General features: G+C 65.8%; 12 protein-coding genes. 5 read left to right on the top strand and 7 right to left on the bottom strand.

The genetic code is table 11. The features are described from left to right. Positions 1-17 precede the first annotated feature (17 nt). Complete coding sequence (locus ACCC94_RS01820; RefSeq protein WP_413347762.1) at positions 18-5480, bottom strand: autotransporter domain-containing protein; 5463 nt, start codon at positions 5478-5480, stop codon at positions 18-20. A gap of 989 nt (positions 5481-6469) precedes the next feature. On the opposite strand from ACCC94_RS01820, the gene ACCC94_RS01815 reads away from it, so the two are divergent. Beyond that, the gene (locus ACCC94_RS01815; RefSeq protein WP_413347761.1) at positions 6470-7537 is read left to right on the top strand and encodes a diguanylate cyclase; all 1068 of its coding nucleotides are present in this window, start codon (positions 6470-6472) and stop codon (positions 7535-7537) included. Between the two features lie 124 nt (positions 7538-7661). On the opposite strand, the gene ACCC94_RS01810 is transcribed toward ACCC94_RS01815, so the two are convergent. Then, a complete protein-coding gene (locus ACCC94_RS01810; RefSeq protein WP_413347760.1) occupies positions 7662-12245 on the bottom strand; it encodes an autotransporter outer membrane beta-barrel domain-containing protein in 4584 nt (1527 codons plus the stop codon). Between the two features lie 154 nt (positions 12246-12399). Here ACCC94_RS01810 and ACCC94_RS01805 point away from each other — a divergent pair, with 154 nt between their 5' ends. After that, a complete protein-coding gene (locus ACCC94_RS01805; protein ID WP_413347759.1) occupies positions 12400-14124 on the top strand; it encodes a response regulator in 1725 nt (574 codons plus the stop codon). Between the two features lie 830 nt (positions 14125-14954). Here ACCC94_RS01805 and ACCC94_RS01800 read toward each other — a convergent pair. The 5 genes from ACCC94_RS01800 to ACCC94_RS01780 all read right to left on the bottom strand — a co-directional run bounded on the left by ACCC94_RS01800 (position 14955) and on the right by ACCC94_RS01780 (position 19542). After that, positions 14955-15728: an alpha/beta fold hydrolase gene (locus ACCC94_RS01800; RefSeq protein ID WP_413347758.1), complete on the bottom strand. Its 774-nt coding sequence runs from the start codon at positions 15726-15728 to the stop codon at positions 14955-14957. Positions 15729-15809: 81 nt separating this feature from the next. Beyond that, a complete protein-coding gene (locus tag ACCC94_RS01795) occupies positions 15810-16646 on the bottom strand; it encodes an oxidoreductase (RefSeq protein WP_413347757.1) in 837 nt (278 codons plus the stop codon). Positions 16647-16677: 31 nt separating this feature from the next. Further along, positions 16678-17178, bottom strand: a complete 501-nt coding sequence (locus ACCC94_RS01790) for a cytochrome P460 family protein (protein WP_413347756.1) — start codon at positions 17176-17178, stop codon at positions 16678-16680. Positions 17179-17192: 14 nt separating this feature from the next. Beyond that, on the bottom strand, positions 17193-18188 hold the full coding sequence (locus ACCC94_RS01785; protein ID WP_413347755.1) for an alpha/beta fold hydrolase: 996 nt from the start codon (positions 18186-18188) through the stop codon (positions 17193-17195). Positions 18189-18246: 58 nt separating this feature from the next. Next, on the bottom strand, positions 18247-19542 hold the full coding sequence (locus tag ACCC94_RS01780; protein WP_413347754.1) for an epoxide hydrolase family protein: 1296 nt from the start codon (positions 19540-19542) through the stop codon (positions 18247-18249). Positions 19543-19815: 273 nt separating this feature from the next. Between ACCC94_RS01780 and ACCC94_RS01775 the strand changes: the two genes are divergently transcribed. The 3 genes from ACCC94_RS01775 to ACCC94_RS01765 all read left to right on the top strand — a co-directional run bounded on the left by ACCC94_RS01775 (position 19816) and on the right by ACCC94_RS01765 (position 23694). Next, positions 19816-22605 (top strand): PAS domain-containing protein, encoded by a 2790-nt coding sequence (locus tag ACCC94_RS01775; protein ID WP_413347753.1) that lies wholly within the window; start codon positions 19816-19818, stop codon positions 22603-22605. Then, positions 22605-22976 (top strand): response regulator transcription factor, encoded by a 372-nt coding sequence (locus ACCC94_RS01770; protein WP_413347752.1) that lies wholly within the window; start codon positions 22605-22607, stop codon positions 22974-22976. Before ACCC94_RS01775 ends, ACCC94_RS01770 begins: the two co-directional genes overlap by 1 nt. 88 nt (positions 22977-23064) lie before the next feature. Further along, positions 23065-23694, top strand: coding sequence for a response regulator transcription factor (locus tag ACCC94_RS01765; RefSeq protein WP_413347751.1), 630 nt, complete (start codon positions 23065-23067; stop codon positions 23692-23694). The last annotated feature ends 2 nt before the right edge of the window (positions 23695-23696 follow it).

Genomic DNA, 23696 nt, shown 5'->3' with positions numbered 1-23696 from the left:
CCTCTACGCGTCCCTGTTCAGAAGCTCACGTTTAGCCCCAGGCGAATCCCGTTGTCCTTGTAGCCATCGCCGAACTGCCCGGAATAACCCAGGTCCACCGTGGTGCCGCTGGCAACCTGCGCGGTGACGCCAAACTGTGCCAGCGCGGTGTCCTGTGCCAGTGGCGTGCCCTTGACAGTGAACGCGTCGCCGCCGGCGAACGACAGCTGGCGCTTCGGATCGAGATCGTCGAACGCATGTTGCCAGCCTAGCGTGCCTTGCAGGGCGAGCGGCACCGAGCCCACTGTGGTCAGCGCCGTGGAGGCGTGCAGGCCAAGGGTGCCGTAGGTCACCTCGTCCTGCTCGCTGTTGCCACGCAGCGCGGTGCTGCCGCCGTGTTCCTTAAAGCTGTCGCTGTCGACCTTGACGTGTGCCAGACCGGCGAAGGGTTCCAGGGTGAAGTCGCCGGCGGCGATGGCGTAGCCCAGTTCGCCGAAGACTTGCGTGGTGTTGGCGTCGTAGCTGGCCTTGTCGTGCTCGGCGAGGCTACCGACCCGCACGTGGCGACTGCTGTCGATGTCGTTCCAGGCGTGCGAGGCGCCGACGCGCAGGTTCAGGGCCTCCCATTGGCCGGAGGCGAACAGGGTCAGCGAGGTGCTGTCGATCTCGGCCGAGGAGCTGCGCGCGTCGACGTCGAGCTTGCTGGTGCCATAGCCCGCCGCGACGCCAACGCGCCAGTTGTCGCCCACCGGCAGGTCGATGCCCAGCAGGGTGCCGCGGCTGTCGTGATCCAGGCGCGCAGTATTGCTGTTGCCGCTGCTGTCGCCCCAGCCGCCATAGCCCTGCAACCAGAAGGTCATGCCACTGTCGGCGTCAGTGTGCAGGATGGCGTCGGTGGAGGCTTGCCCCTGGGCTGCACGCAGGCGCTGGCCAATGGCATCGCGCACATAGCGGCTGTCGTCGAACAGCGCCCCCTGGGTGCTGGCATGCAGTTCGCCGGAGAGATTGTCGTAGGCAGCTTGAGCCTGCTCGGCGGTGAGCAAGCTGATGGCGTTGTACAGCGTGCCCGTTGCGAGCGATTCGACGCCGGCGGCGGCTGAGCGCTGGTTGTAGGTACGGCCCGCCGAGATGAAGCTGACGTCGTTGCGCTCCAGGGTCAGCTCCACGCCGGTGGCGCTGTAAGCCAGCTCCGGGGTGAGGAACGCCAGATTGCTGCTGACAGCGGCGAAGCTGCCGGTGAGCGACGCGGCCTGGATGATGCCGTAGAAGGTGCCGGGCGCCCAATTCCCCGTACCGGCGAGTACGTTGAGATTGGCGCCATTCAGATTGACGGCGCCGGTGGAAATGAGCCGGTCCGAGCTGCCATCCGGCGCGCTTTCGACTTCCAGGATCGAGCCGGCACCCAGGGTCACGTCGCCATCCACGGTCAGGGTGCCGATGGAATTGCCCGGCGCCAGTTTCGCACCGCTGACAAGGGTGACATTGCCGTCGATGACGCCGTGGCCACCCAGCGTAGCGCCGCTGGCGACGTCCACGTTACTGGTCAAGCGCGCGCTCGAACCCGCGCTGCCGCCAACGACCAGTCGCCCTCCTTGCACCTGGGTACCGCCGCCGACGCTGGAGTCGCTTTCCAGTTCCAGGACGCCGGTCCCGCGCTTGACCAGGCTGCCGCTGCCGGACATGACATTGGCGAAGCTGGCGGTGCTGTCCTGATCGAGAATCAGGCGTGCGTTGTTGGTGATGGCACCGCTGCCGAAGCTGTCAGCCGAGCCGGTGAGCGTGCCTGCGCTGATCAGTGTGCCGCCGCTGTAGCTGTTGCTGCCCAGGGTCAGGTTGCCGGCACCGGTCTTGGTCAGCGAGCCGCTGCCGGAAATGACATTGCCCAGGGTGGCGTCACTGACTTGGTCGAGCACCAGCGCCGCATTGTCGATGATCGCGCCGCTGCCGAAGCTGCCGGCCGAGCCGGTGAGCGTGCCCGCACTGATCAGTGTGCCGCCGCTGTAGTTGTTGCTGCCGCTCAATACCAGTGTGCCGTCACCGAGCTTGGTCAGTGCGCCGCTGCCGGAGAGTGCCTGGCCGAGGCTGAAGGTGTTGCTGGCGTCGGCGATATCGATGCCGCCACCGGCAGAACCGAACACCACGCTACGCGCCGTGCTCTGGAAGCTGGTGCCGGTGACGCGCAGGGTGCCTCCTTCAAAATCGAGATTGGCGGAAGACGCGCCGAGGTTGGCATCGCTGGAAACCGACAGGGTGCCCAGGCTCAGACGCGTGCTCTGGGTGTAGGTGTTGGCGCCATTGAGTTCCAGCGTACCCAGCCCGGTCTTGTCGATACCGGCGCCGATCAGTGCGTTGTCGACGGACGCTGTCCAGTCGCTCGACACCTGACTACCGTCGCCGACCCGCACTTCGCCCAGAGCGCCCTGCGTGGTGCCGGTCAGCGCCAGGTTGTCGCCGACTAGGCGATAGCCATCGCTGGCGAATTGGATGCCCTGAGCCTCGATGGCGCCAGCGCTGTTATCGACGGTCACCGTGCCGGCCGCGCCACCAAAGATGGAAAACGCATCATTGGGGTTGCGCCACGCGGTGACGCTGCCCGTGGCATCCGTCCAGTTCGCTCCGGCCTGCGACCAGATACCTGAGCCGCCGCCCATCCGCGAGGCACTCGCAAGTCCGTCGGCGTTCCAGAAGTTGAGGGACAGGTTGGTCGCATTAATCAGGTTGATCTGCTTGTTGGCGGTCAAGATCTGCAGGGACGACCCCGCCGGTGGAACCAGGCCTCCGTTGCTCATGGTCAGAGCACCGCCCCAATCGAACAGCCGATAAAGGCCAGGGCCGTAGCCGCCCGCGTCGAACAGGTTGAGCTGGGCCCCCAGTAGATTCAGGTTACCGGAGACCGAAACGCTATGGCTGGCCCCTGGCGTGGAGAATCCGTTCGAGGCGCCCAGGCTGAAGTCGGCCTGGCTGCCCTGGCGCAGGGTCAGGTCACCGTCGATGGTGAACACCCCGACCGGAGCGCCCGAAGCGAGATGACCGCCGGAGGCCACATCGACGTTGCCAGCCACGGTGCCGAAGCCACCCAGCGAAGCGCCGCTGGACACCGAAACCGGACCAGCGACGCGGGCCGATGCATGGCTGCTATCCCCGACCAGCAAGGTGCCGGACGTCACCTGGGTGCCGCCGGTGTAGGTGTTAATGCCATTGAGGACCAGCTTGGCCGCGCCGTTCTTGGTCAGGCTGCCATTGCTGCCGGAAACGTCGCCGTTCAAAGCCAGGTCGTTGCTCCCGGCCAGGTTCAGGTTGCCGAGCAGGCTGACGTTGTTGCTAATGGTGCGCGCGGCGTCGCTGTCCAGTGTGGTATTGGCCGAAGTGCGCAGGCTGCCGTTGCCGATGGCGGCATCGTTGGCAATGACCAGGGTGCCATTGGTCAGTAGGACATCGCCGTTGTAGCTGGCGTTGGGACCTGCCAGGGTGAGGTCGCCAGCACCGCTCTTGATCAGCGAACCCGTGCCACTAAGGGCGCCGCCGAGAGAGGTGGCGGTGCCGTTGGTCAGGGTCAGGTTACGGGTGCCCAAGTTGATGTTGTTGCCTAGCGAAAGTCCGCTTGCATCAAGAGTGGAGTTGGCGCTCAGCGTCAGCTGGCTGCTACCGAGGCCGGTATTATTCTGCAGGATCAGGGTGCCGCCACCCAGCGTCGAGTTGCCGGTGAAATCGTTGGCACCGCTCAGGGTCAGGGTATTGGCCCCGGCCTTGCTCAGCCCGCCGGTACCGGAAATCTTGCCCACCAGGGTCAGGTCGTTGCTGCCGGTCAGGGTCAGGTTGCCGTTGAGCTGGATCAGGTTGGTCAGGGTCTGGCCGGTGCTGGTGTCCAGCGCCGCCGTGCCGCCGACGCCGGCAGTGATGGTACCGCCACCGGTGGCCCCGGCGTGGGCAAGGACCAGCTTGCCGGCGTTGATGTTGAGGCCGCCACCGAAGTTGTTGGCGCCGCTCAGGGTCAGGTCGGCGGTGCCGGTCTTGGTCAGCGAGCCGGTGCCGTTGATCGCCCCGCCCAAGGTCAGGGCAGCGCCGCTGTTCACCGTCAGGTTAGCGCCGTTGAGCAAGATGGCATTGTTCACGGACAACCCGCTCGAGTTCGCCAGGGCGCTGGCGCCGGTCACGTTCAGGCCTTGGGCTCCAAGCGCCGCGGCATTGCCGAGGGTCAGGGTGCCGGCGGCCAGGGTGGTGCCGCCGCTGAAGTCATTGGCGCCGCTGAGGGTCAGGTTGCCGGTGCCGGTCTTGGTCAGGGCGCCGGCACCGGTGAGCACGCCGGACAGGGTCAGGCCATTGGCGCCGTTGCTGACCAGCAGGCCATTGGCACCGAGGGTGATGCCGTTGCTCACCGTTGCACCCGCTACTGCAGCACCGAGGCCGCCGCCGTTGGCAGTAATGCTCGCTCCGGTAAGAGCTGTGCTGTCCACATTGAGCAGACCACCGTTGAGCGCGACCGTAGGGTTGGTCGTCCCGCCCGCAAAGAGCTGGTTGGTCAATGACCAGGTGCCGCTGGTGACGTTCAGTTTACTGAAATTGATATATTTGCTGCCGTCAATGGTGCCAGAGCCCGTCAGCCCGACGCCGCCACCGATGGCGTTATGCAGATTGAGGGTGTTGCCGTTGTTGGCGGTGCCGCCATTGACGATGCCCGCCGGCACGTAGGCGAGGCCAAGGCCGCCGAGCACACCCAGATCGACACCCACCCCCGCCCCGCCGCTCATCACGGAGCCGGTGATGGCGTTGTAGGTGTTAGCACCGGCGCCGGCGCCCAGGTTGATACTGCCGGTGACCGTACCGGCGTTGGTGAAGGTGTTGCCTGCGGCCGAGGCTTGCATCGCCACGCGGCCCGTGATCATGCCGGACGCATTGTTGGTCAGCACGTTTCTGGCACCTCCACGCAGTGCGATCACGGGCATGTCTTCCGGCAGTACAGCGGCGCCAAGCAGCGCAGTGCCGCTGATCAGTCCGGTGTTATTCACCGTGGTGGTACCGCCCGCGCCGTTCTGCACTACCAGGCCAATCCCACCAAGCCCCAGCAGGTTCGCCGAGAGCAGGCTGGAAGTGCCCATGATCTGGCCGGTGGAAAGGTTGTTTACCAGCACCGTGCTGCCCGCGGCATTGCTGAGATTAAGCCCGGACGCCAGGGAAACCAGGCCCGGCAGCAGCAAAGGGTCGATACGCCCGGCGTTGTTCACGGTGATGCCGGTACCGGTGAGCGACACCGCGTTGACTGTGTCGATAACGCCGGGATATATCTGCGCGCCGTTCTGCACGTTGACCGTCAGGGCGCTGGTCGAGGTGACCAGGCCTACGGTGATGCCAGTACAGGAAATAGTGGAGCCGACTGTCGTACACAGGGCCTGTGCCTGTGGACTGAAGAATCCGGAAACCATCCCGGCAGCCGCCATGCTGACGGCCAGCGGCAACGGAGCGAAATGGGCGGTAAAGGCTTTGCTACGTTTGCTGCTATGCATGGTCATTCCTTTTCGCATGACGGGAAGCAGTGAGCTCTCGTGCAAGACAGTGCTTGCGCTGACTGTGCAGAGGTCGCCTGGGCGTATTTCGCCAGGGCTGGCTGAATCGATAACCCTCCGAACACTGAGGGACAACCTTCCGACGCTACATCAGTCGAAGGCAGACGAATCTCTCCCACGAACTCATCCTTGTTTTTATGGAGTGCATTGCCGAAGTGGTTGGCCTAGCCGCGCCTGGCGAGGCCGCGGTTTCAACTCCTTTGCGCGAATCGACGTTCAAGCGGTCAACGGTTCACAACATTCCTCTGAGTTGCCGCGCGCACTCTTTCGCTCTCGGCGCCTGAGGCATAGCAAGAGTCGCAGAATTGGCACGTGCGTTCAGAGTGGCAGCGCCATCGTAGCCTGGGTTAATGCTGTTTTGCCATTATCTCTGAGCGAGTGGCTCCGAAATTCAGCTACTCAGCACCTGCAGGCACGGCGGGCTGTGTAAGAAGAGGGAGCTCATCACCGTGTGCCCCCCAACCTCTAACACTCGGTTGAAGGTACTAGACAAGAGCCAACGGCGAGAGAAGAGCCGGATGCGCGACGGCAAGATACTCAACCGGACGCGGCCACTCCTATACGGCAACTGTCGTATTTTTGGCGACGGGATCTAGAACCATCAGCCCTGCAGCCGACTGAAACTGTGCCATCAGCAATAGTTCAGGAGATATCCGAAGTGAGCCGTTCCTGATCCTACGGCAGCTATCGGCCAGGAGCGGACATTTTCTTCACGTGAGGACCGTTAGGGTTCTTGCGTACAGCTTGGCTCCCTTTCGCCTCGACTTTTGATGTCCTGTCCCGCGACGACAAACGCCTCTCCCAAAGGAGGATCTGCAAGAAGCGGCCGCATAAATCACAGGTCACGATCTGCGAACAGTTTTAGGGCCTTTCCGCGCGCTGTCGTTTGGCTAACACTCTCAAATCAACTCCCGAGCCGGCGTACCTCAATGGACCACATACTGTCGCTTCTCTCCGATACCGTGCCCAAAGCCAGAACGCTTGAAGAGCTGACGCGGCCGTTGTTGTCACTGCTTAGCAGGGTGACCGGTATGGAGTCGACGTACCTGACAACCATCAACACTGAGGAAGGCGTTCAGCGCGTCGAGTTTGCGCGGAACGCGGGAACTCTGGTCATTCCAGAAGGCCTAGTGGTGCCCTGGGCAGACACATTGTGCAAGCGTGCGCTGGAAGAGAACCGGATGTTCACGGATAACGTAGCCGGATGCTGGGGAGACTCTGAAGCGGCAGCCGCGTTAGGTATCAAGACTTACGTCAGCGCCCCCATCAGGGCTCAGGATGGCAAGGTCCTGGGCACAATCTGTGGAGCCAGTGCCAGTCAGGTAGCCCCCTCCTCCGATGCAGAACCGCTACTTAATCTGCTGTCTGGTTTGCTTAGCTACTCCCTAGAGCGCGATCGACTAGTCGAGCAGCTGCATTCCGCCAACACCGAATTGACCAAGCTGGCACTGACGGACTCGCTCACGGGGCTTTCCAATAGACGCGCGATCCTGGATAACTTGGCCCGCCTACTTGCGCTGGCGGCACGGGAAGAGAAGTGCGTTCTCGTGGCGGTGGTCGATCTGGATGGCTTCAAGCAAATCAACGACACGTTTGGCCACGCGGCGGGAGATAAACTCTTGTGTTGTGTCGCCCACCAACTTAAGCGAGACCTCCGCTTGAGCGACACGATTGGCCGGACAGGCGGCGATGAGTTTGTCGTCGTAGCGCTGGGCCCTTCCGTCATCTGTGCCGATCCCGCTCCGGGAATGCAGAACGCTGCAAACCTGCTCCAAGAGCGCCTAACCATGGCGACCATAGGAACTTATGATCTGGGCAATGACCTCAGACGCTTCAGATATGCAGGCGCCAGCGTGGGGGTTGCAGTTGTCATTCCAAGCCAAGTGGGCGTGGAAGAGGCGCTCATGCTGGCGGATCACGAGATGTATAAGACGAAACAGCGACGCAGGTCAGGGCGCCCTGGAGAGTCCCACACTACCGCCAATTTAGGCCTATAGCGGGAAGCAGAAGCCCCGTTGGGGCACGGGGCTTCCTGTTGCTTGACCGCCGAATACGCACGGATTTCATGCTGCGCAATGCTTGGCGGCGCGCATGGCGCGGTCCAGCAGGGAACCGCTCTCCTCAGAACTTCACCTTGATGCCAAGGATGCCCTCGTAGCTGCGACCGTCGCCATCAATGGCGCGCTGGTACCCCAGGGAACCGGTGACGCTGGTGCGGTCGTTGAGCTGATAATCCACACCCAGGTTGAGTTCGCCCCAACTGCCGTTCATGTCGCTGCCGAAGGGGATGTAGCCATCCGCCGAAGAGAATTCGGTCTTGGCCTTGCCCTTGAACTCGTGCCAGATGCTTGGGCGTACCCACCCGCTGGTCCGCCGCTGCCTGCCCTGGTCATCCTGGCGGAACCAGTCCTTGTCGACACGCACACCGAGGCGGCCGGTCAGCGAGTCCACGTCCTCGAAGCGCACGTCGGCGGCATCGTCGTGGCTGTTGTCGAGCTTCAGCTTGCTGACGATCAACTGCGCCTGGGGTTCCAAGTGCAGGGTTTTGTCCGAGTCGAGCTTGAACGGATAGCCGGCCTCCAGTGAGGCGGTGACGCCGTGGCCGCGGGTCTTCAGCGATCCGGCATCATTGGCGCGGGCATTGAGGTCGAAGCGGTTGAACTGGACGACACCGTCCAGGTACCAGCCTTCAGGACCGAAGTGCGTCCAGTAGCCGCCGATGCCGTAGGAGCGCAGCGTGTCATCGCCGGCATCCTGCCCGTTGGTGTGATCGACGCTGCCCTTGATGCGACCGGCCTGCAGCGAGAGCCCTGCCTGGTCGGTGCTGCCGTCGGTGTCTTCGTTGCGGTAGAGGTCCGCGCCGACCTGGAAGGCCTGGATGCGGTAGTCGTAGTCCGCCCCGTTGCCCAGTGAGTCGGAACCCTTCTGATGGATCAGACGGCCCCATCCCAGGGATGGTCCGTAGTTGTCCATCTCCTCACTGGGCAACGGTTCGTTGACGTGGCGCCTTTCTTCGCCGACTCGTTCGTGCAGGGTGTCGACCAGTGCGCGGCTGTAGCTCAGCGCCATGGCGGGGAGGACGCTGTACAGCGACGTTTCGGCGCGATAATTCGGCCGGGCCGCTGGCGCCGTCGGCTCCGGAATGATCGGTTCGGCCGCCGGTACGGGACTGGCTGGATCGCTGGGCACCACTGGGTCTGCCGGGGCGGCCGGCGGAGCAGGGGCATCCGGCTCGCGTGGATCAACCGGGGTGACAGGGTCAACCGGTTTGGTCGGGTCCACCGGTGTTGCGGCCTGGTCCGAGCGCAGGTACCAGGCTTCTGTATTGCTGTCGTCCAGGCTGGCGCGATGCAGGGTGTATTCGTAAGGGCCGGCCTTGACCCGGTTGAGCAGGCGGAAGGCGTCCGCCTGGGTGGTGCCACCATTGACCGCGTCCACGACCTTGATGCCGTTGCCCTGGGTCAGGGCCCCCGGGCCGCCGGCATTCTTGATCAGCAGGTTGCTCTCGCCGCTGGCCTTGCCGCCGTCGATTACCAACTGGTCGGACGGCGAGTCGTCCTTGTACAGGTAGGTGTTCAGGGCCAGGGTACCGTTGGCGCCGCGGTAGTCATTGGTAGTGAGCGTCTTGTAGCCGCCATCGGCACTGAAGTCGATCAGGCTGGCGGCGTTGCCGAGGCTGCTGAGGTTGGAGTCGCCGGTGAGCTGCCACAGGCTGCTGTTCTGTAGAGTGACGTCCGAGTGGCTGCCCACGGCGGTTTTTGCCGAGCCACTGACCAGGGAGGTGGACAATGCGATGCGGGCATTGCCGACGGCGTCTTCGCTTTTGCCGACACCCTGCCACTGTCCGGTGCCCATGTCCGGAATGCTGCTGCCGTCGCTGGCCAGCGAGCTGTCGACGTTCAGCCATTGGCCGCTGCCGCCGACCAGGCTGTGGCTGAGGGTAATGTCGGCGGCGCCGGCAGTGGCAATGGTGGCGCCGTCGTGGTTGCTCAGCGAGCCGTGGTCGATGCTGATCCTGCCCGATTGAGCATCGGTGCCCTGGGCATAGAGTGCCGCGGACTGCTCGCCGGTGACGCTGACCACCAGGCGGTCGGCATCAACGCTGCCAGCTTGCTTGGCGACTATGCCGTGACCCAGCGCGCCCGTGGTTCCGACGCTGACGTTGTCCAGCCGGGCACTGGCGGTGTTGTTCGCCAGCACGCCAAGCGCCTGCTCACCGCTGGTGGCGACGGTGCTGTTCTGTGCGCGCAAGGCGGCGCCGGATTCGGCGCGCAGGCCGTGGGATTGGACGCCGCGGGTGGCCACGCTGGCATTGTCCAGGTCGATCGTCGCGGTTTCATCCTTGTACTGGCGGCTGACCAGCACGCCACCGGCATTGTCACCGAGGGTCTCCACGCTCACGTGGTCCGCAGTAAGGCTGACCGCGCCGGGCTTGGCCGAGCCGATACCGGCATAGAGGCCGACGGAGTATTGCCCCTCGGTTTTCACGCTGAGGTTGTCCAGGCGCATGCTGCTGCCGTCGTCCACGGCGGCGCCGTAGGCCTGTGAGCCGGTGGTGCGCACACTGGTACCGTCGGCCACCAGCAGTGCGCCGGGATTGCGCGCCGCCAGGCCATGGGGAAAGGTGAGGTTGCCGGCTGCAGGCGAACCGTTTCCGGTAGTGGTGACCGAGCCGCCCTGGACGGTCACCGTGGCGCCCAGGTCGGCGACGATGCCCATGGCGTTGTCGTCGCCGTGGGTAGTGACAGTGACGTCGCGGATGGCCAGCGTGGAGCCAGGTGCGCTCGTGGAGGAGCTGCCAGCGGCGAGTGCCGTCGAGTAGTTGCCGGAAGTAGTGACGCTACCCTGTTCAACCACGACATCGGCACCTTCGCGCACTTGCACGCCTTGGCTGGTCCTGGGCGTGGTGCGGACGTCGCTGGCCGTCATTTTCAGCCTGGAGCCGGCGCCGTCCACCAGCACGGCCGGGGACCAGGGGCCGACTGCGCCCGGCTGGGCATCTAGCGAGATGCTGCTGTTGCTGACGGTTGCGTTGCCGCCGCCGCTGATGTTCACGCCGATGGAACGGTTGCCGTCCACCGCGATGCTGGAGCCCTCGAGTGTGCCGGAGGAGCCGGAGCCCTCGACAGAGAGGCCATGGCCGTAGGTCAGGCCATGCACATCGAGCGCGATGTTGCTCAGGGTCACCGCTGCACCTGCCATCGCCCGAGCGCCGGCCGCGGGGTTGGCGACGCTGCCCGCACCGCGCACCGTGATACTGCCGTCGGAGAGGCTGATACTGCTGCCGGTACCCTCGGCGCGCGCGCCGCCGACGTTGGTGCCGCTGCTGACGATGCGGTTGCCTGCGGCCTCGATGCGGCCACCTTCGGTGGCATGCAGCGCCGCTGTGGTGGCGGTGCTGGCGGCAACGCCACTGACAGCGATGTCGCTGTCGGCCAGGGTGATCGTACCGCCATCCTCGGCGCGGGCAGCGCTGGCACTACCCGCGGCGATGTCCAGGGTGACGCCGCCGGCGTCGATGTGGGTGCCGGTCCCACTGGCCAACAGGCCATGACTCAGGCTGAGGGACTTTTCATCGTCTACCGGGGCGCTGCTGGAAACCGCTGCGCCGCTGGTGTGGAGGGTTGTCCTGGCAATTTCCACCTGGGCGCCATCGCGCGCCCAGACACCCACCGAGCCTTTTCCGCTGGTGGCGATTTCGCCGCTGGCAATCGTCACCCTAGTGCCTGCGTCGCGAGCCAGAACCCCATGGCCGTTGCCTCCGGAGGTGTTCACCTTGCTGTCGGCAAGCGTGACCTGCGCGCCATCGTTCGCCCGTACACCATAGGCGGAGCCACCACTTGTGCTGATGCCGACCCCGGTGGCGGACAGCGTGCTTGCGCCGCTCACCAGGACGCCGTGGGCGCCGCCGGTACTGGTATTGCGCAGGCCGCTGGTGCTGATGGCAACGCCCTCCAGGGTGGCGCTGGCGCCATGCTCCAGCGACAGCCCGACCGAACCCCAGGACTGGGTATTCACCGAGCCGCCGGACATCTCCAGTCGGCCCTGATCGACCACGATGCCGCGGTTGTTGTTGCCCTTGGTGCCGCCGGCGACCAGTACATCGACATTGCTCAGCCGGGCCTCGCCATTGCGGTCGATTTTCACGCCGGTGAGGTCGTTGGTGGTAATCGCCACGCTGGCCGTGGTGAGCGGATTGATGGCCAGTGTGCTGTCGCCCATCAGCAGTGTGCGGCCCTGCTCGACCAGGGCGCCGGTCTGCCCCTTCGCCAGGGCGGCGGTGGTTGCGCTGGTGCGGATGCTGCCGTGGGTGAATACGAGCGGGGCATCGGTACTGGCTTTAACGCCCGTGGTCAGCGCGCCCGCCAGGTTCAGCGTGGCGCCATCGTGCTCGCCGGCGCTCAAGCCGGTTCCGCTGCTGACTGTGATCGGCGCCGGTGCCCCCAGCAGCGCGCGGCTGGCGAACAGCACGGGGGCGTCGTGGGCCGCCTGCAACGCAACGTCCAGGTACGACGGCGTGGGTGGGTCGAATACGGCGCCAGCTTCAGAGGGGTGGTTGAGGTCATCGGTGTCGGCCTCGACGACGCTGTCCTCGGCTTCGACTTCCATAACGCGCAGGCTGAACAGGCTGGCGAGCACCAGGCTGACGGCCTGGGCAAGGCGGCAGCGGCGCAGACGGGAAAGGTGGGTAGTCGCGGGTTTCATGGCGGCCTCCGGGAGGCTCGGAAGGGATGCCGCGAGTCTGCTCGGCGCCGCTTTGGCCGAATGTCAGAGCCGTTGCAGGTCATTTGTAGGAGTGACTCCCATCCTGGCGTCTGGGCTACGCTGGAAGCGGGACAGGAAGGCTAGGGAACAGGCAATGAGCACAATCTTGCTGGCGGACAACCAGCCCATCATCCGCGCCGCCCTGCGCGCCCTGGTGACGCGCGCCGGGCATGTGGTAGCCGGTGAGGCAGACAACGGCCAGGACGCGCTGGCGCAGTGCCGCGAACTGCGCCCGGACGTCGTCATCCTGGAGCTGGCGATCCCACGGCTGGGTGGGCTGGATGTTCTGCGGCGCCTGCGTTCCGCCATGGCTGACGTACGCCTGCTGGTATTCAGTGCGCAGGAAAGCGAGGTGTACGCTGGACGCTCGTTGCAGGCGGGCGCGGATGCCTTCGTCAGCAAGGCGGAATCGCCAGCGGAACTTGAGAAGGCCCTGACGGCCGTATTGCATGGACGCAGTTACTTTCCACGAGTGGCTACCCATCTGGCGAAGCCTGCGGGTGCCGAGCAGGACGCCAGAGCGGAGCTGGAGCGCCTATCCGGGCGCGAATTGACGGTGCTGGAAATGCTCGGCCGAGGGCTCACCAACAAGGAAATCTCCGAGCAGTTGAGCCTGAGCTACAAGACCGTCAGCACGTACAAGATGCGCCTGCACCAGAAGCTCAACGTCAGCAGCGACTTCCAATTGCTTGAGGTGGCACGGAGCCTGGGAGCCTCGGAGACGGCTCCGTTGGTGACGGTCGACCCGGAGCTGGCGGGGGAGATGGAGTTATTGCGCGCAGTGCTCGACGCCTCGCCGAACCCGATGTTCGTGCGTGACCTGGGCGGGCGGTTGCTGCTGTGCAACCGACCATTCTTGATCCGAGCCGGGGTATCGCTGGAAGAGGCCCTGGGGACTCGTTTCGAGGACGCACAATGGCTGTCACCGACGATGCGCCAGCGCGCGGCGGCTCGCCACCACGAAGCCCTGTTGCGCCAGGAGCCGATGACCCAGGAGGTGGTCCTAGAAACCACGGACGATGTGCCCAAGGCCTACTACGCGTGGTGCATACCGCATCGTGCGACGGATGGGCGGCTTATCGGCATGGTGGGCGGCATGTTCTCCCTGGCCGAGCGCGACGAGCAATTGGCGCAGATGCGCAGCGAACAGTACGAGGCGCACTATCGCAATCACCTCAAGACACGCCTGCTGGCGAAAGTCGGCGGCGAGCTCCGCGATCGACTGATGTCCTTACGGGGCCACTTGGCTGCGGTCAGCCAGGGTCTTGGGCCGGTTGGGCCGAAAAACGAACTGGCTGCCCTCTGGGAGGGTGTGGAGAGTATGCTGGCGAGCCTGCGCCAGGTCGAGGAGCTGCTGGACCTGGAGCACCATGCCGCCGAACGCGTCAGCGAGGCCCATGATCTCGGCCAGCTCACCGCAGACATCGTCCGCCCGCTGCACGCGGCGCTGGAATCGGCCGGGCGGCATCTGGATATGGGGCCGGGTTTGCTCAGCTTGAAGAAAGTCTGGATTGATGCCGGCCACTACCGGCAGTTGCTGGAAGCACTGGTACAGGGGGCTTCAGTGAACCCGAATGTTGGCGAGGTACGGCTGCATTTGAGCAACTGGCGGCACCTCAAGGGACTGCTGCGTCTGCGGCTTGAGATTTCACCGTGGAATCACCTGACCGGTAGCGTGGAGAGCGACGAGCCGATGCTCTGGGCGCGAGCGCGAGTCCAGCGAATGGCATTGATTTTCCACGGTGAGGTGCTGCAACTGGAGGACGATCGGGGCGAAGGGCTGCTGCGACTGGAGTTGGACCTGCCACTGGTAGTCTGAGAACTCAGTGAAGCTGTTGGCTCATTTTCAGGTTGGTGCATGGCAGTGCATCAGTTGGCGGGCGGCGCAGGGCAAGCTCTGGCTCGCAGTACCTTCACCGGCCGTATTAAGGGCAGCCCCTCGATGGTGGTAGTACCTAAAAGCTACGCCTGCCACCGACCTCGCTGGCCGCCTTGTACCTGGCGGTAACCGCCTACAACATCACCGACGGCAACCCACCGGAGACCAAGCAGTTGCTGCCCTACGCCACGGTGCTGTATTGCCCACCGAGGCAATCCGCCTCCCCTGAGAGTCCGCTTTGGGTCGGAAGGTGTCGCCAACAGGAATAATCACAAGCAGGCCCCAAAACGTCGGCTGATCTCCCATGTCAATTTTTCAGCCAAACGGAATGGACGCACCCCTGAGGCAGCATTATTCGTGGAAAACTTTGGCTTCAGGCTGTGTCAGCACAGCCATGAAGCCAGGATTAACGGTTGAGCTACCTGCTCTTATGCTGCCAAAAAGAAACAGGCGAGTGGCCCAATAGCGCTCGTACCGGCCCGCTCACTACCCTAATGAAGCTACATGGATACACTGAAGCTTCACGGCGGCGACGGCGTGCATCCAGGCCGTCACTCAGAGGACGCAGCCTTAGGAGAAACCGCTCCACGCTATCCCAATGCGTTTCGCAGCCTGCGAAAGCGGGCTTCGTCGAACTTCCTCGCTCTCATATTCGGCGCTTAGGAACACGAAAGCTGGATCTCAATGAGTTGAATGATTTACCGAGCCTGCAACATCTCCTGGCTCTCAAGGGCGACGATCCAATGCTTCGGGCAAGTTGTATCAGTCCCTTAATACCCGCTGGCCGCCTTTTCGATGGCACGCGCTACCGCCTCGGGATGCGAGACCATGACCACATGTGATGCCCCACTGACCACCTCGACATCCTTCGCATGGGCGCGCTTCGCCATGAAAGCCAGCGCCTGCGGAGGAATGTTGCGGTCCTGGTCGCCGTAGACGAACCATGAAGGGATCGCCGTCCAGGCCGCTGCGCCGGCTTTCTCGTTCAAAGCCGCCTCGGTAACCGGACGCTGCGCCGCCGCCATCAGCGCGGCTTCGCCGACGGGTACATCGGCGGCGAACTGGTCGTGGAACTTGTCCTGCTGGATGTACAGGTCCTTGCCGCCGTCAGCCAGAGCCACCGGCGCGGCCAGGGTCGGGCCGAGGGTGCTGCCCGGGAACTTGCCAGCCAGCTCAGCGGCGCTCTCTCCCTTTTGCGGGGCGAATGCGGCGACGTAGACCAACGCCTTGACGTTTGGCCGGTCGCTGGCCGCCGCGCTGATCACGTTACCGCCGTAGGAGTGGCCCACCAGCACCACCGGTCCCTTGACGCTGCCGACGATGTTGCCGATGTAGGCGCCATCGCTAGCCACGCCACGCAGCGGGTTGGCGGCGGCGATCACGGAATAGCCGTCCCTCTCGAGGATGCGCGTCACGCCGTTCCAGCTGGAGGCATCGGCAAAAGCACCGTGCACCAGCACTACCGTCGGTTTCACCGGCGCTGCAAAGGCATTACCGACGAGCAGGCCGCTGGCCAGTGCCAGGGCGGTGAGGGTCTTGTTCATGGTGAATCTCCTTGCTGAGGATTGGGGAATAAAAAGCCCCGCACGGCGATCCGGGGGTATCACGAGCCGTGCGGGGAACGCTCATGACGAGCGGGGAAAATCGCTGGAATGGCTCAGCTCGCGCCACAGGCGCAGCTCCGCCAGCCGTGCCTTGTCGGCGTTCTCGATGGCCAGCAGCGCATCGCTCCCCAGGGCCAGGCGCAACGGCGGACGATCCATCCAGGCCACCGCGAGAATCGCCTGCGCGGCCCGCTGCGGATCGCCCGGCTGCTGACCGTCGTAGGCCCGCTGGCGGCGTGCCACGGCGCCGACCACTGCGTCGTATTCGAAGCGCCCCTCGGAGAGCGTCGTCGAGGCGCCGGCGAAGTCGGTGCGCAGGCCGCCGGGCTCGATGATGGTCACTCGCACGCCAACCTGGGCCATTTCGCGCGCCAGCACTTCGGAGAAGCCTTCCACGCCCCACTTCGCCGCCGAATACGGCGCGCGCCCTGGCGCACCAATGCGCCCGCCCACCGACGACAGCTGGATGATGTGGCCGCTGCGCTGCCGACGCAGCAGCGGGATGGCCGCCTTGGTGACGATGATGGTGCCGAACAGGTTGGTCTCGATCTGCCGGCGGAACTCTTCTAGCGGCGTGTCTTCCACCGAGTTGACGTTGCCGTAGCCGGCGTTGTTGACCAGCACGTCGAGCCCGCCGAACGCCTCCTGGATCTGTGCCACGGCGCCCTGCGCGGCGGCCGGGTCGGTGACATCCAGGGCCGCCAGGCGCAGGGTCTGCGGGTAGTGCCGGGCGAGGTCCGCCAGCGAACCCGGATCGCGGGCGGTGGCCAGCAGGCGGTGGCCGGCCTGCAACACGGCTTCGGCCAGCGCTCGCCCCAGGCCACGGGAACAACCGGTGATCAACCATCGTTGGTTCATGGGAACCTCCACGGCTCTCAAGGTAGGGAACTCAGGGTGCGTAGCGGGTGAAGACCAGATCGTGATCTTTCACCCGCGCCTGGTGGCAGGCGAAACAGGTCTGGTGCTGCGCCTCGTCGGCGGGCTTGCCGTCGATGAAGCGGGCGAAGCCCCAGCCGCCGGTGGCCGCGTACTTTTTCGAGTCCTTGACCATGAACTGCACGGTGGTGGCGGCCCCGGGAATCGACGCCGGTTCGAACTCCGGCGACTGCACGTGCTTCCAGGCAAGCTTGGCCAGCACGCTGCCGTCGGGGAACGGCAAGGTGCCGGCGCGGTAGGCCTTCATGGCGATGTCGTTGCCCAGCACGGCGCGCAGTTCGTTCAGCGGCGCCGCCTCCTGGGCAGGCGCCACCAATTGCCAGTTGCGGTAGCCCTCGGGCATGCACACGCCGTAGATCGGCGAAGCCTCCCCGCCGGCCCTGGCGCCAGTGGTCGCCAGCAGGGCGAAACCGGCCAGGGCGATGCGGCGCAATGCGGTTGCTGGGATGGTCATGGCGCTTCTCCGGCTCACAGATGATCGGCGTCGATCACCGCCTTGACGAAGGCGGCAGGCGCCTCCTGGGGCAGGTTGTGGCCAATGCCGCCAGTGACCAGGCGGTACTCGTACTTGCCGCTGAAACGCTTGGCGTAGGCCTCGGCCGGCGGGTGCGGCGCGCCGTTGGAATCGCCTTCGAGGGTAATGGTCGGCACCTGGATGGTCGGGAAGGCCGCGAGCTTCTTCTCCAGCTCGGCATAGCGCGGCTCGCCGTCGGCCAGGTTCAGGCGCCAGCGGTAGTTGTGGATGGCGATCGGCCCCTGGTCGGGGTTGTCCAGGGCCTGGGCGCTGCGCTCGAAGGTGGCGTCGTCGAACTGCCATTTCGGCGATGCCAGTTGCCAGATGAGCCTGGCGAACTCGTGGCGGTACTTGTCGTAACCGGCCTTGCCGCGTTCGGTGGCGAAATAGAACTGATACCACCACTGCAGCTCCGCGGCCGGTGGCAGCGGCGCCTTGCCTGCCTCCTGGCTGCCGATCAGGTAGCCGCTGACGGACACCAGCGCCTTCACCCGCTCGGGCCAGAGCGCCGCGACGATGTCCGCAGAGCGTGCGCCCCAGTCGTAGCCGGCGAGCACCGCGCGCTTGATCTTCAACGCATCCATGAAGTCGATGACATCCACCGCCAGTGCGGCGGGCTCACCGTTGCGCCGGGTGGACGCGGAGAGGAAACGCGTTTCGCCATACCCACGGGCGTAGGGAACTAGCACGTGGTAGCCCTTGGCGGCCAACTGCGGCGCCACCTCGGCATAGCTGTGGATGTCGTACGGCCAGCCGTGCAGCAGGATCACCACCGGGCCATCGGCCGGGCCGGCTTCGGCGTAGGCGACGTTGAGCAGGCCGGCATCGACGTGCTTGAGCGCGCCGAAGACCGGGTCGGTGGCCGCTTGCGCCACGGCGCCACAGGTGAATGGCGCGAGGGCGATGGCCAGCGCCGAGGCGCCGAGTTGCGGGGACTTGAACAGGTTCATCACAGGTCTCCATGGCAGACGCGCGGCCTGCCCGGTGGTTGCCGGCAAGCGGCGGAATCTAGTGGTTGTTCAGGCTCGATCGCAGTGGGCGGAACGCCTCGCGCAGTTCCTCGCTGAACAGCTGCGGCTGTTCCCAGGCGGCGAAGTGGCCGCCCTTGTCCACCGCGTGGAAGTAATCCAGCGAGGGATAGGCGCGCTGCGCCCAGCTTTTCGGCGCCCGGTAGATCTCGCCGGGGAAGACGGTGATGGCCACCGGCACCTTGATCTGCGCGGTCTTCTGCGCGGCGGCGCTGAAATTGTTGTTGTTGTTTTCCCAGTAGAAGCGCGAGGAGGACGCACCGGTATTGGTCAGCCAGTAGAGCGAGATGTCGTCGAGCATCTCGTCGCGGCTCAGCACGCGCTCGGGCTCGCCGCCGCTGTCGGTCCAGGCGGCGAACTTCTCGTACATCCAGGCGGCCATGCCGGCGGGTGAATCGGCCAGGGAATAGCCGATGGTCTGCGGGCGGGTCACCATCATCGCGCCGTAGGCGGCGTTACGGCCGAAGAAGGTGCTCAGCGCGTCGAAGGCGCGGCGCTCGTCGGCGCCCAGCCCGGCAGGCGCCGGAGCACCACTGTTGATCGGCCCGACCAGCTCCGGCGGCACCGTCGCCGGCATGTTCAGGTGGATGCCGAGCAACCCGGGCGGCGCCAGGCGGCCGAGGGCATCTGAGATCACCGAGCCATGGTCGCCGCCCTGGGATACGTAGTGGCTGTAGCCCAGGCGCTTCATCAGCACATCCCAGGCGCGGGCCACCCGGTCCGGGCCCCAGCCGGTAGTGGTGGGCTTGCCGGAGAACCCGTGGCCGGGAATCGCCGGGATCACCACGTCGAAGGCGTCTTCGGCACGGCCGCCATAGGCGACCGGGTCGGTCAGCGGGCCGATGGTCTTGAGGAACTCCAGCGGCGAGCCTGGCCACCCATGGGTGAGGATCAGCGGCATGGCGTGCGGCTCTTTCGAGCGTACGTGGATGAACTGGATGTCCACGCCGTCAATGCGGGTGATGAACTGCGGCAGCGCATTGAGCCTGGCTTCTGCATGGCGCCAGTCGTAGTCCTTGCCCCAGTAACCCACCAGCGCGCGGACCTTCTCCAGCTGGATGCCCTGCGAGGCGTCGTTGACCGTCTCGCGGTCCGGCCAGCGTGTGGCGGCGATGCGCCGACGCAGGTCGTCCAGCTGCTCCTGCGGCACCTGGATGCGGAACGGCCGCACGCTGTCATCGGCGTTGGCGGTGCTGCTGGCATTCGCGGCGAACGCTTGTTGCAGCAGGTGATGCTGGCCGTCGCCGAGCAGGAACAGACCCACGGCGGAGGCCATGAGCGTACGGCTGAAACGACGGCGGAGGTGGGGCGATGATGAGGCGGCTGGCATGGTCGATCTCCCTGGTTCACTGGCCGACGGATCGGCGACCTGCAGCGATCTCAACAAAGCCGGCGGGGTGCTGCGATTGCACCATGGTGTCGGTCGATACCTTGGTATCGGGCTCGCGCGCGAACGCGTGCAGTGCCGCAGCCGACACCTAGGTATCATTGGCAACCCCGCCGCCTGGGCGCATGCTCGCCCCACGGCTAGCGCCGGGAGAGGACCGGTATGCACAACGAAGTCGTCGACAAGCTGCCCGACATGGCCTGGACCGCCCGCGCCGACGGCTGCCTGGAGAGCGTCAACCAGGCTTGGCGCCGCTATGCCGGCCGGGACCTGGATAACGATCGCGACTACATCTGGCAGGCGCTGGTGCACCCTGCGGACCTGCCCGCGGTGCAGCAGGGCTGGAGTGCCATCCGCCAGTCCGGCACGCCCCACGACCTGCAGGCGCGCCTGCGCCGGCACGACGGGGCGTACCGACGCTTCCTGCTGCGCGCCCGCGCACTCACCGACGACGATGGCGCCCTGGTTGGCTGGTGCGGCCAGAACATCGATATCGACGACCTGCCAACCGCCGCGCCGGCTGCCATCACCCAGGAAATCATCGACAGCATTCCCGGCCTGATCTCGCTGATGACGCCCGACGGCGAGCTGGAATGCGTCAATCGCCACAACAGCGATTACCTCGGCGCCAGCCTCGAGGAGCTGCGCGGCTGGACCGGCTCCAGCACGCTCCACCCCGACGACCTGCCCCAGGCGCTGAAGGCGTGGCAGCACGCCGTCGCCAGCGGCGAGCCGTACAACGTCCAGCACCGGGTGCGCGGCGCGGACGGCATCTACCGCTGGTTCCATGTACGCGCCCTGCCCCACCGCGACGCCGCAGGACGCATCCAGCGCTGGTTCGTGCTCAAGGTGGACATCGACGAACAGAAGCGCGACCAGGCGCTGATCGCCCAGGCACGGGAGTCGCTGGCCCGCGCACTGGACGAGGTCCGGGCGTCCGAAGACCGCCTGCGCACGCTGATCGACGCCGTGCCGGGCTTCGTCTGGCGCACCGCCCCGGATGGCAGCGTGGAATTCCTGAACCAGCGCTGGTTCGATTACACCGGCATGAGCGCGCAAAGCGCTGCCGGCATCGGCTGGATGAGCGCCCTGCACCCCGAGGACGCGCCGGCACTGGGTGCCTACTGGCAGGGCCTGCTGGACGCCGGTAGCGCCGGCGAGTTCGAGGCGCGCCTGCGGCGCTTCGACGGCAGCTACCGCTGGTTCCTGATCCGCGCGGTGCCGCAGCTCGACGCGGCCGGGCGCGTGCTGAAATGGTACGGCGGCAACACCGATATCCATGAGCGCAAGCGCGCCGAACTGCTGCTGGCTGGCGAGAAGCGCCTGCTCGGGCTGATGGCCGGCGGCTGTGCGCTGCCCCAGGTGCTCGATGCCCTGTGCGACCTGGTGCAGAGCAACCTGGAAGACTGCCGCTGCGCCATCACCCTCGTCGCTCCGTGCCAGGGGCACGTGGCGGAAGCCGCCACGCGCCTGCAACCTGGTGCCGCGCCGCATCTGCCGGCCTCCTTCTACGGCGGCGCCAACGGCCTCCCGGTGGATGCCCACAGCAGCCCCCAGGCTCAGGCGGCCGTGGAAAACGCCAGCGTGCTGATTGCCAACCTGAACGCGGAAACCCGCTGGCCCGCCTGGCGCCAGCAGGTGCGCAGCGGCGATGTCCATGCGCTGGCGGCGACACCGGTGGTGTCCACCGCCGGCGAGGTCAGCGGCATCCTCTCGGTCTACTTCGCCCGGCCGGAGCTGCCGGATGAAAGCCAGCGCGCGCTGATCGCGCAATTCACCCATCTCGCCAGCATCGCCATCGACCGCGCCCGCAGCGAGGCCGCCCTGCGCCAGAGCGAGGCGTTCCTGGCCAAGGCCCAGCGCATCAGCCTCACCGGTACCTTTTCCTGGCGCGTGGACAACGACGAGATCGCCTGGTCGGAGGAAATTTACCGGCTGCTCGACCTGCAGCCGGGGCTGACGCCAAGCTTCGAGCTGATCTTCTCGCGTATCCACCCGGACGACCGCGCCACAGTGCGAGCGCTGCTCAAGCGTCAGCGCCGCGATGGCTGCGACTTCGCCCACGAGCATCGGCTGTTGCTTCCCGGCGGCGCCATACGCCATGTACACCTGGTAGCCCAGGCCACCCGCGACACCGACGGTGCGCTGCTGTACATCGCCACCGCGCAGGACGTGACACAGCGCCGCCTCGCCGAGGAGACCCTGCACCGCACCCGCGCCGAGCTCGCCCATGTCGCCCGCGTCGCCAGTCTCGGCGCGCTGACCGCGTCCATCGCCCACGAGGTCAACCAGCCGCTGGCCGGTATCATCACCAACGCCAGCACCTGCCTGCGCATGCTCGGTGCGCCCACGCCCAACCTGGAAGGCGCGCGGGAAACCGCCCGGCGCACCATCCGCGACGGCAACCGCGCGGCGGACGTGATCAAGCGCCTGCGTGCCCTGTTTGCCCGCCACGAGGCGGTCAGCGAACCGCTTGACCTCAACGAAGCGGCGCGGGAAGTGATCGCCATGCTGCACAACGAACTGCAGCGCCACGGCGTGACCGTGCTGCCGACGCTGCAGACAGACCTGCCCGCCGTGAGCGGTGACCGCGTGCAACTGCAGCAGGTGATCCTCAACCTCATCCTCAACGCCATCGATGCGCTGGGTGACGTGCATGACCGCCCCCGACAGTTGTGCATCAGCAGCGGCCTCGATCCGGACGCGAGCATCTTCCTCGCCGTGCGCGACAACGGCGCGGGCTTCGCGCCAGCGGACGCCGGCCGCCTGTTCGACGCCTTCTTCAGCACCAAGCAGTCGGGCATGGGCATCGGTCTGTGGGTCAGCCGCTCCATCGTCGAGCACCACGCCGGCCGCATCTGGGCCACCACCCACGACGGACCGGGCGCCACCTTCATCTTCGCGCTCCCCCATGCGCAGCCCACCCCCGACCAACCGACGGAGATCCGCTGATGGCCACGCCCCTGCTCGTGTCGGTGGTCGATGACGACGAATCGGTGCGCGAATCCCTGCCGGACCTGCTACGCGAGTTCGGCTTCCAGGTCTGCGCGTTTTCCAGCGCCGAAGACTTCCTCGCGTCGGACGCGCTGCCGCGCACCCGCTGCCTGATCCTCGACGTGTCGATGCCGGGCATGAGCGGTCCGCAGTTGCAAAAGGAACTGACACGGCGCGCGATGGCCGTGCCGATCATCTTCATCACCGCCCACAGCGACGCGGGCACCCGCCCGCGGCTGATCGCCCAGGGGGCGGTGGACTGCCTGCTCAAACCGTTCAGCGAAGCGGAACTGCTCAAGGCACTCAGCGCCGCCCTGCCGGTCAGCTGACAGCCCGTCGACGCCACTCGGAGGACATGGCATGTTGCATCACTCTCCCGCCAATCCCGGCGCAGCCCAGCGAACGGAACGCCTGCCGATGCAAGAGCCGACGCCCATCGTCTACGTTGTCGACGACGACATCTCGGTGCGTGAATCACTGGAACTGCTGATCCGCTCGGCCGGCTGGCGGCCGGTGCTGTTCGACGCCGCCAGAGCCTTCCTCGACGAGCCGGCCGGCGCCGCGCCCAGCTGCCTGGTGCTGGACGTCAACCTGCCGGATCTCAACGGCCTCGACCTGCAACGCAGCGTCGCCGGCGCGCGCCCGGCGATGCCGATCATCTTCATCACCGGCTATGGCGACGTGCCATTGACCGTACGCGCAATGAAGGCCGGCGCGGTGGAATTCCTCACCAAGCCGTTCGACAGCGACACCCTGTTGCACGCCATTGCCGACGCGCTGCAGCAAAGCCGCGCCGCGCTCGGCCAGCAAAGCCGGCTCGAGGCCCTGCGCCAGGCCTATGCGCTGCTTACCAGCCGCGAGCGGGAAGTGCTGGAAATGGTGGTGGCCGGGCGCCTGAACAAGCAGGTCGCGGCCGACCTGGGCATCAGCGAGATTACCGTGAAGGCGCACCGCGGCCGGGTCATGCGCAAGATGCAGGCGCGCACCCTGCCGGACCTGGTGAACATGGCGGCCCTGCTGGCGATCATACCCGCCGAGAGCCGCTGAGC

Origin of the sequence: Pseudomonas sp. Pseusp97, assembly GCF_047304025.1 — a bacterium.
In the GTDB taxonomy this organism is placed as follows: Bacteria; Pseudomonadota; Gammaproteobacteria; order Pseudomonadales; family Pseudomonadaceae; genus Pseudomonas.
The sequence above is the reverse complement of the archived record's forward strand: the minus strand, read 5'-3'. Positions and strand labels throughout refer to the sequence as shown.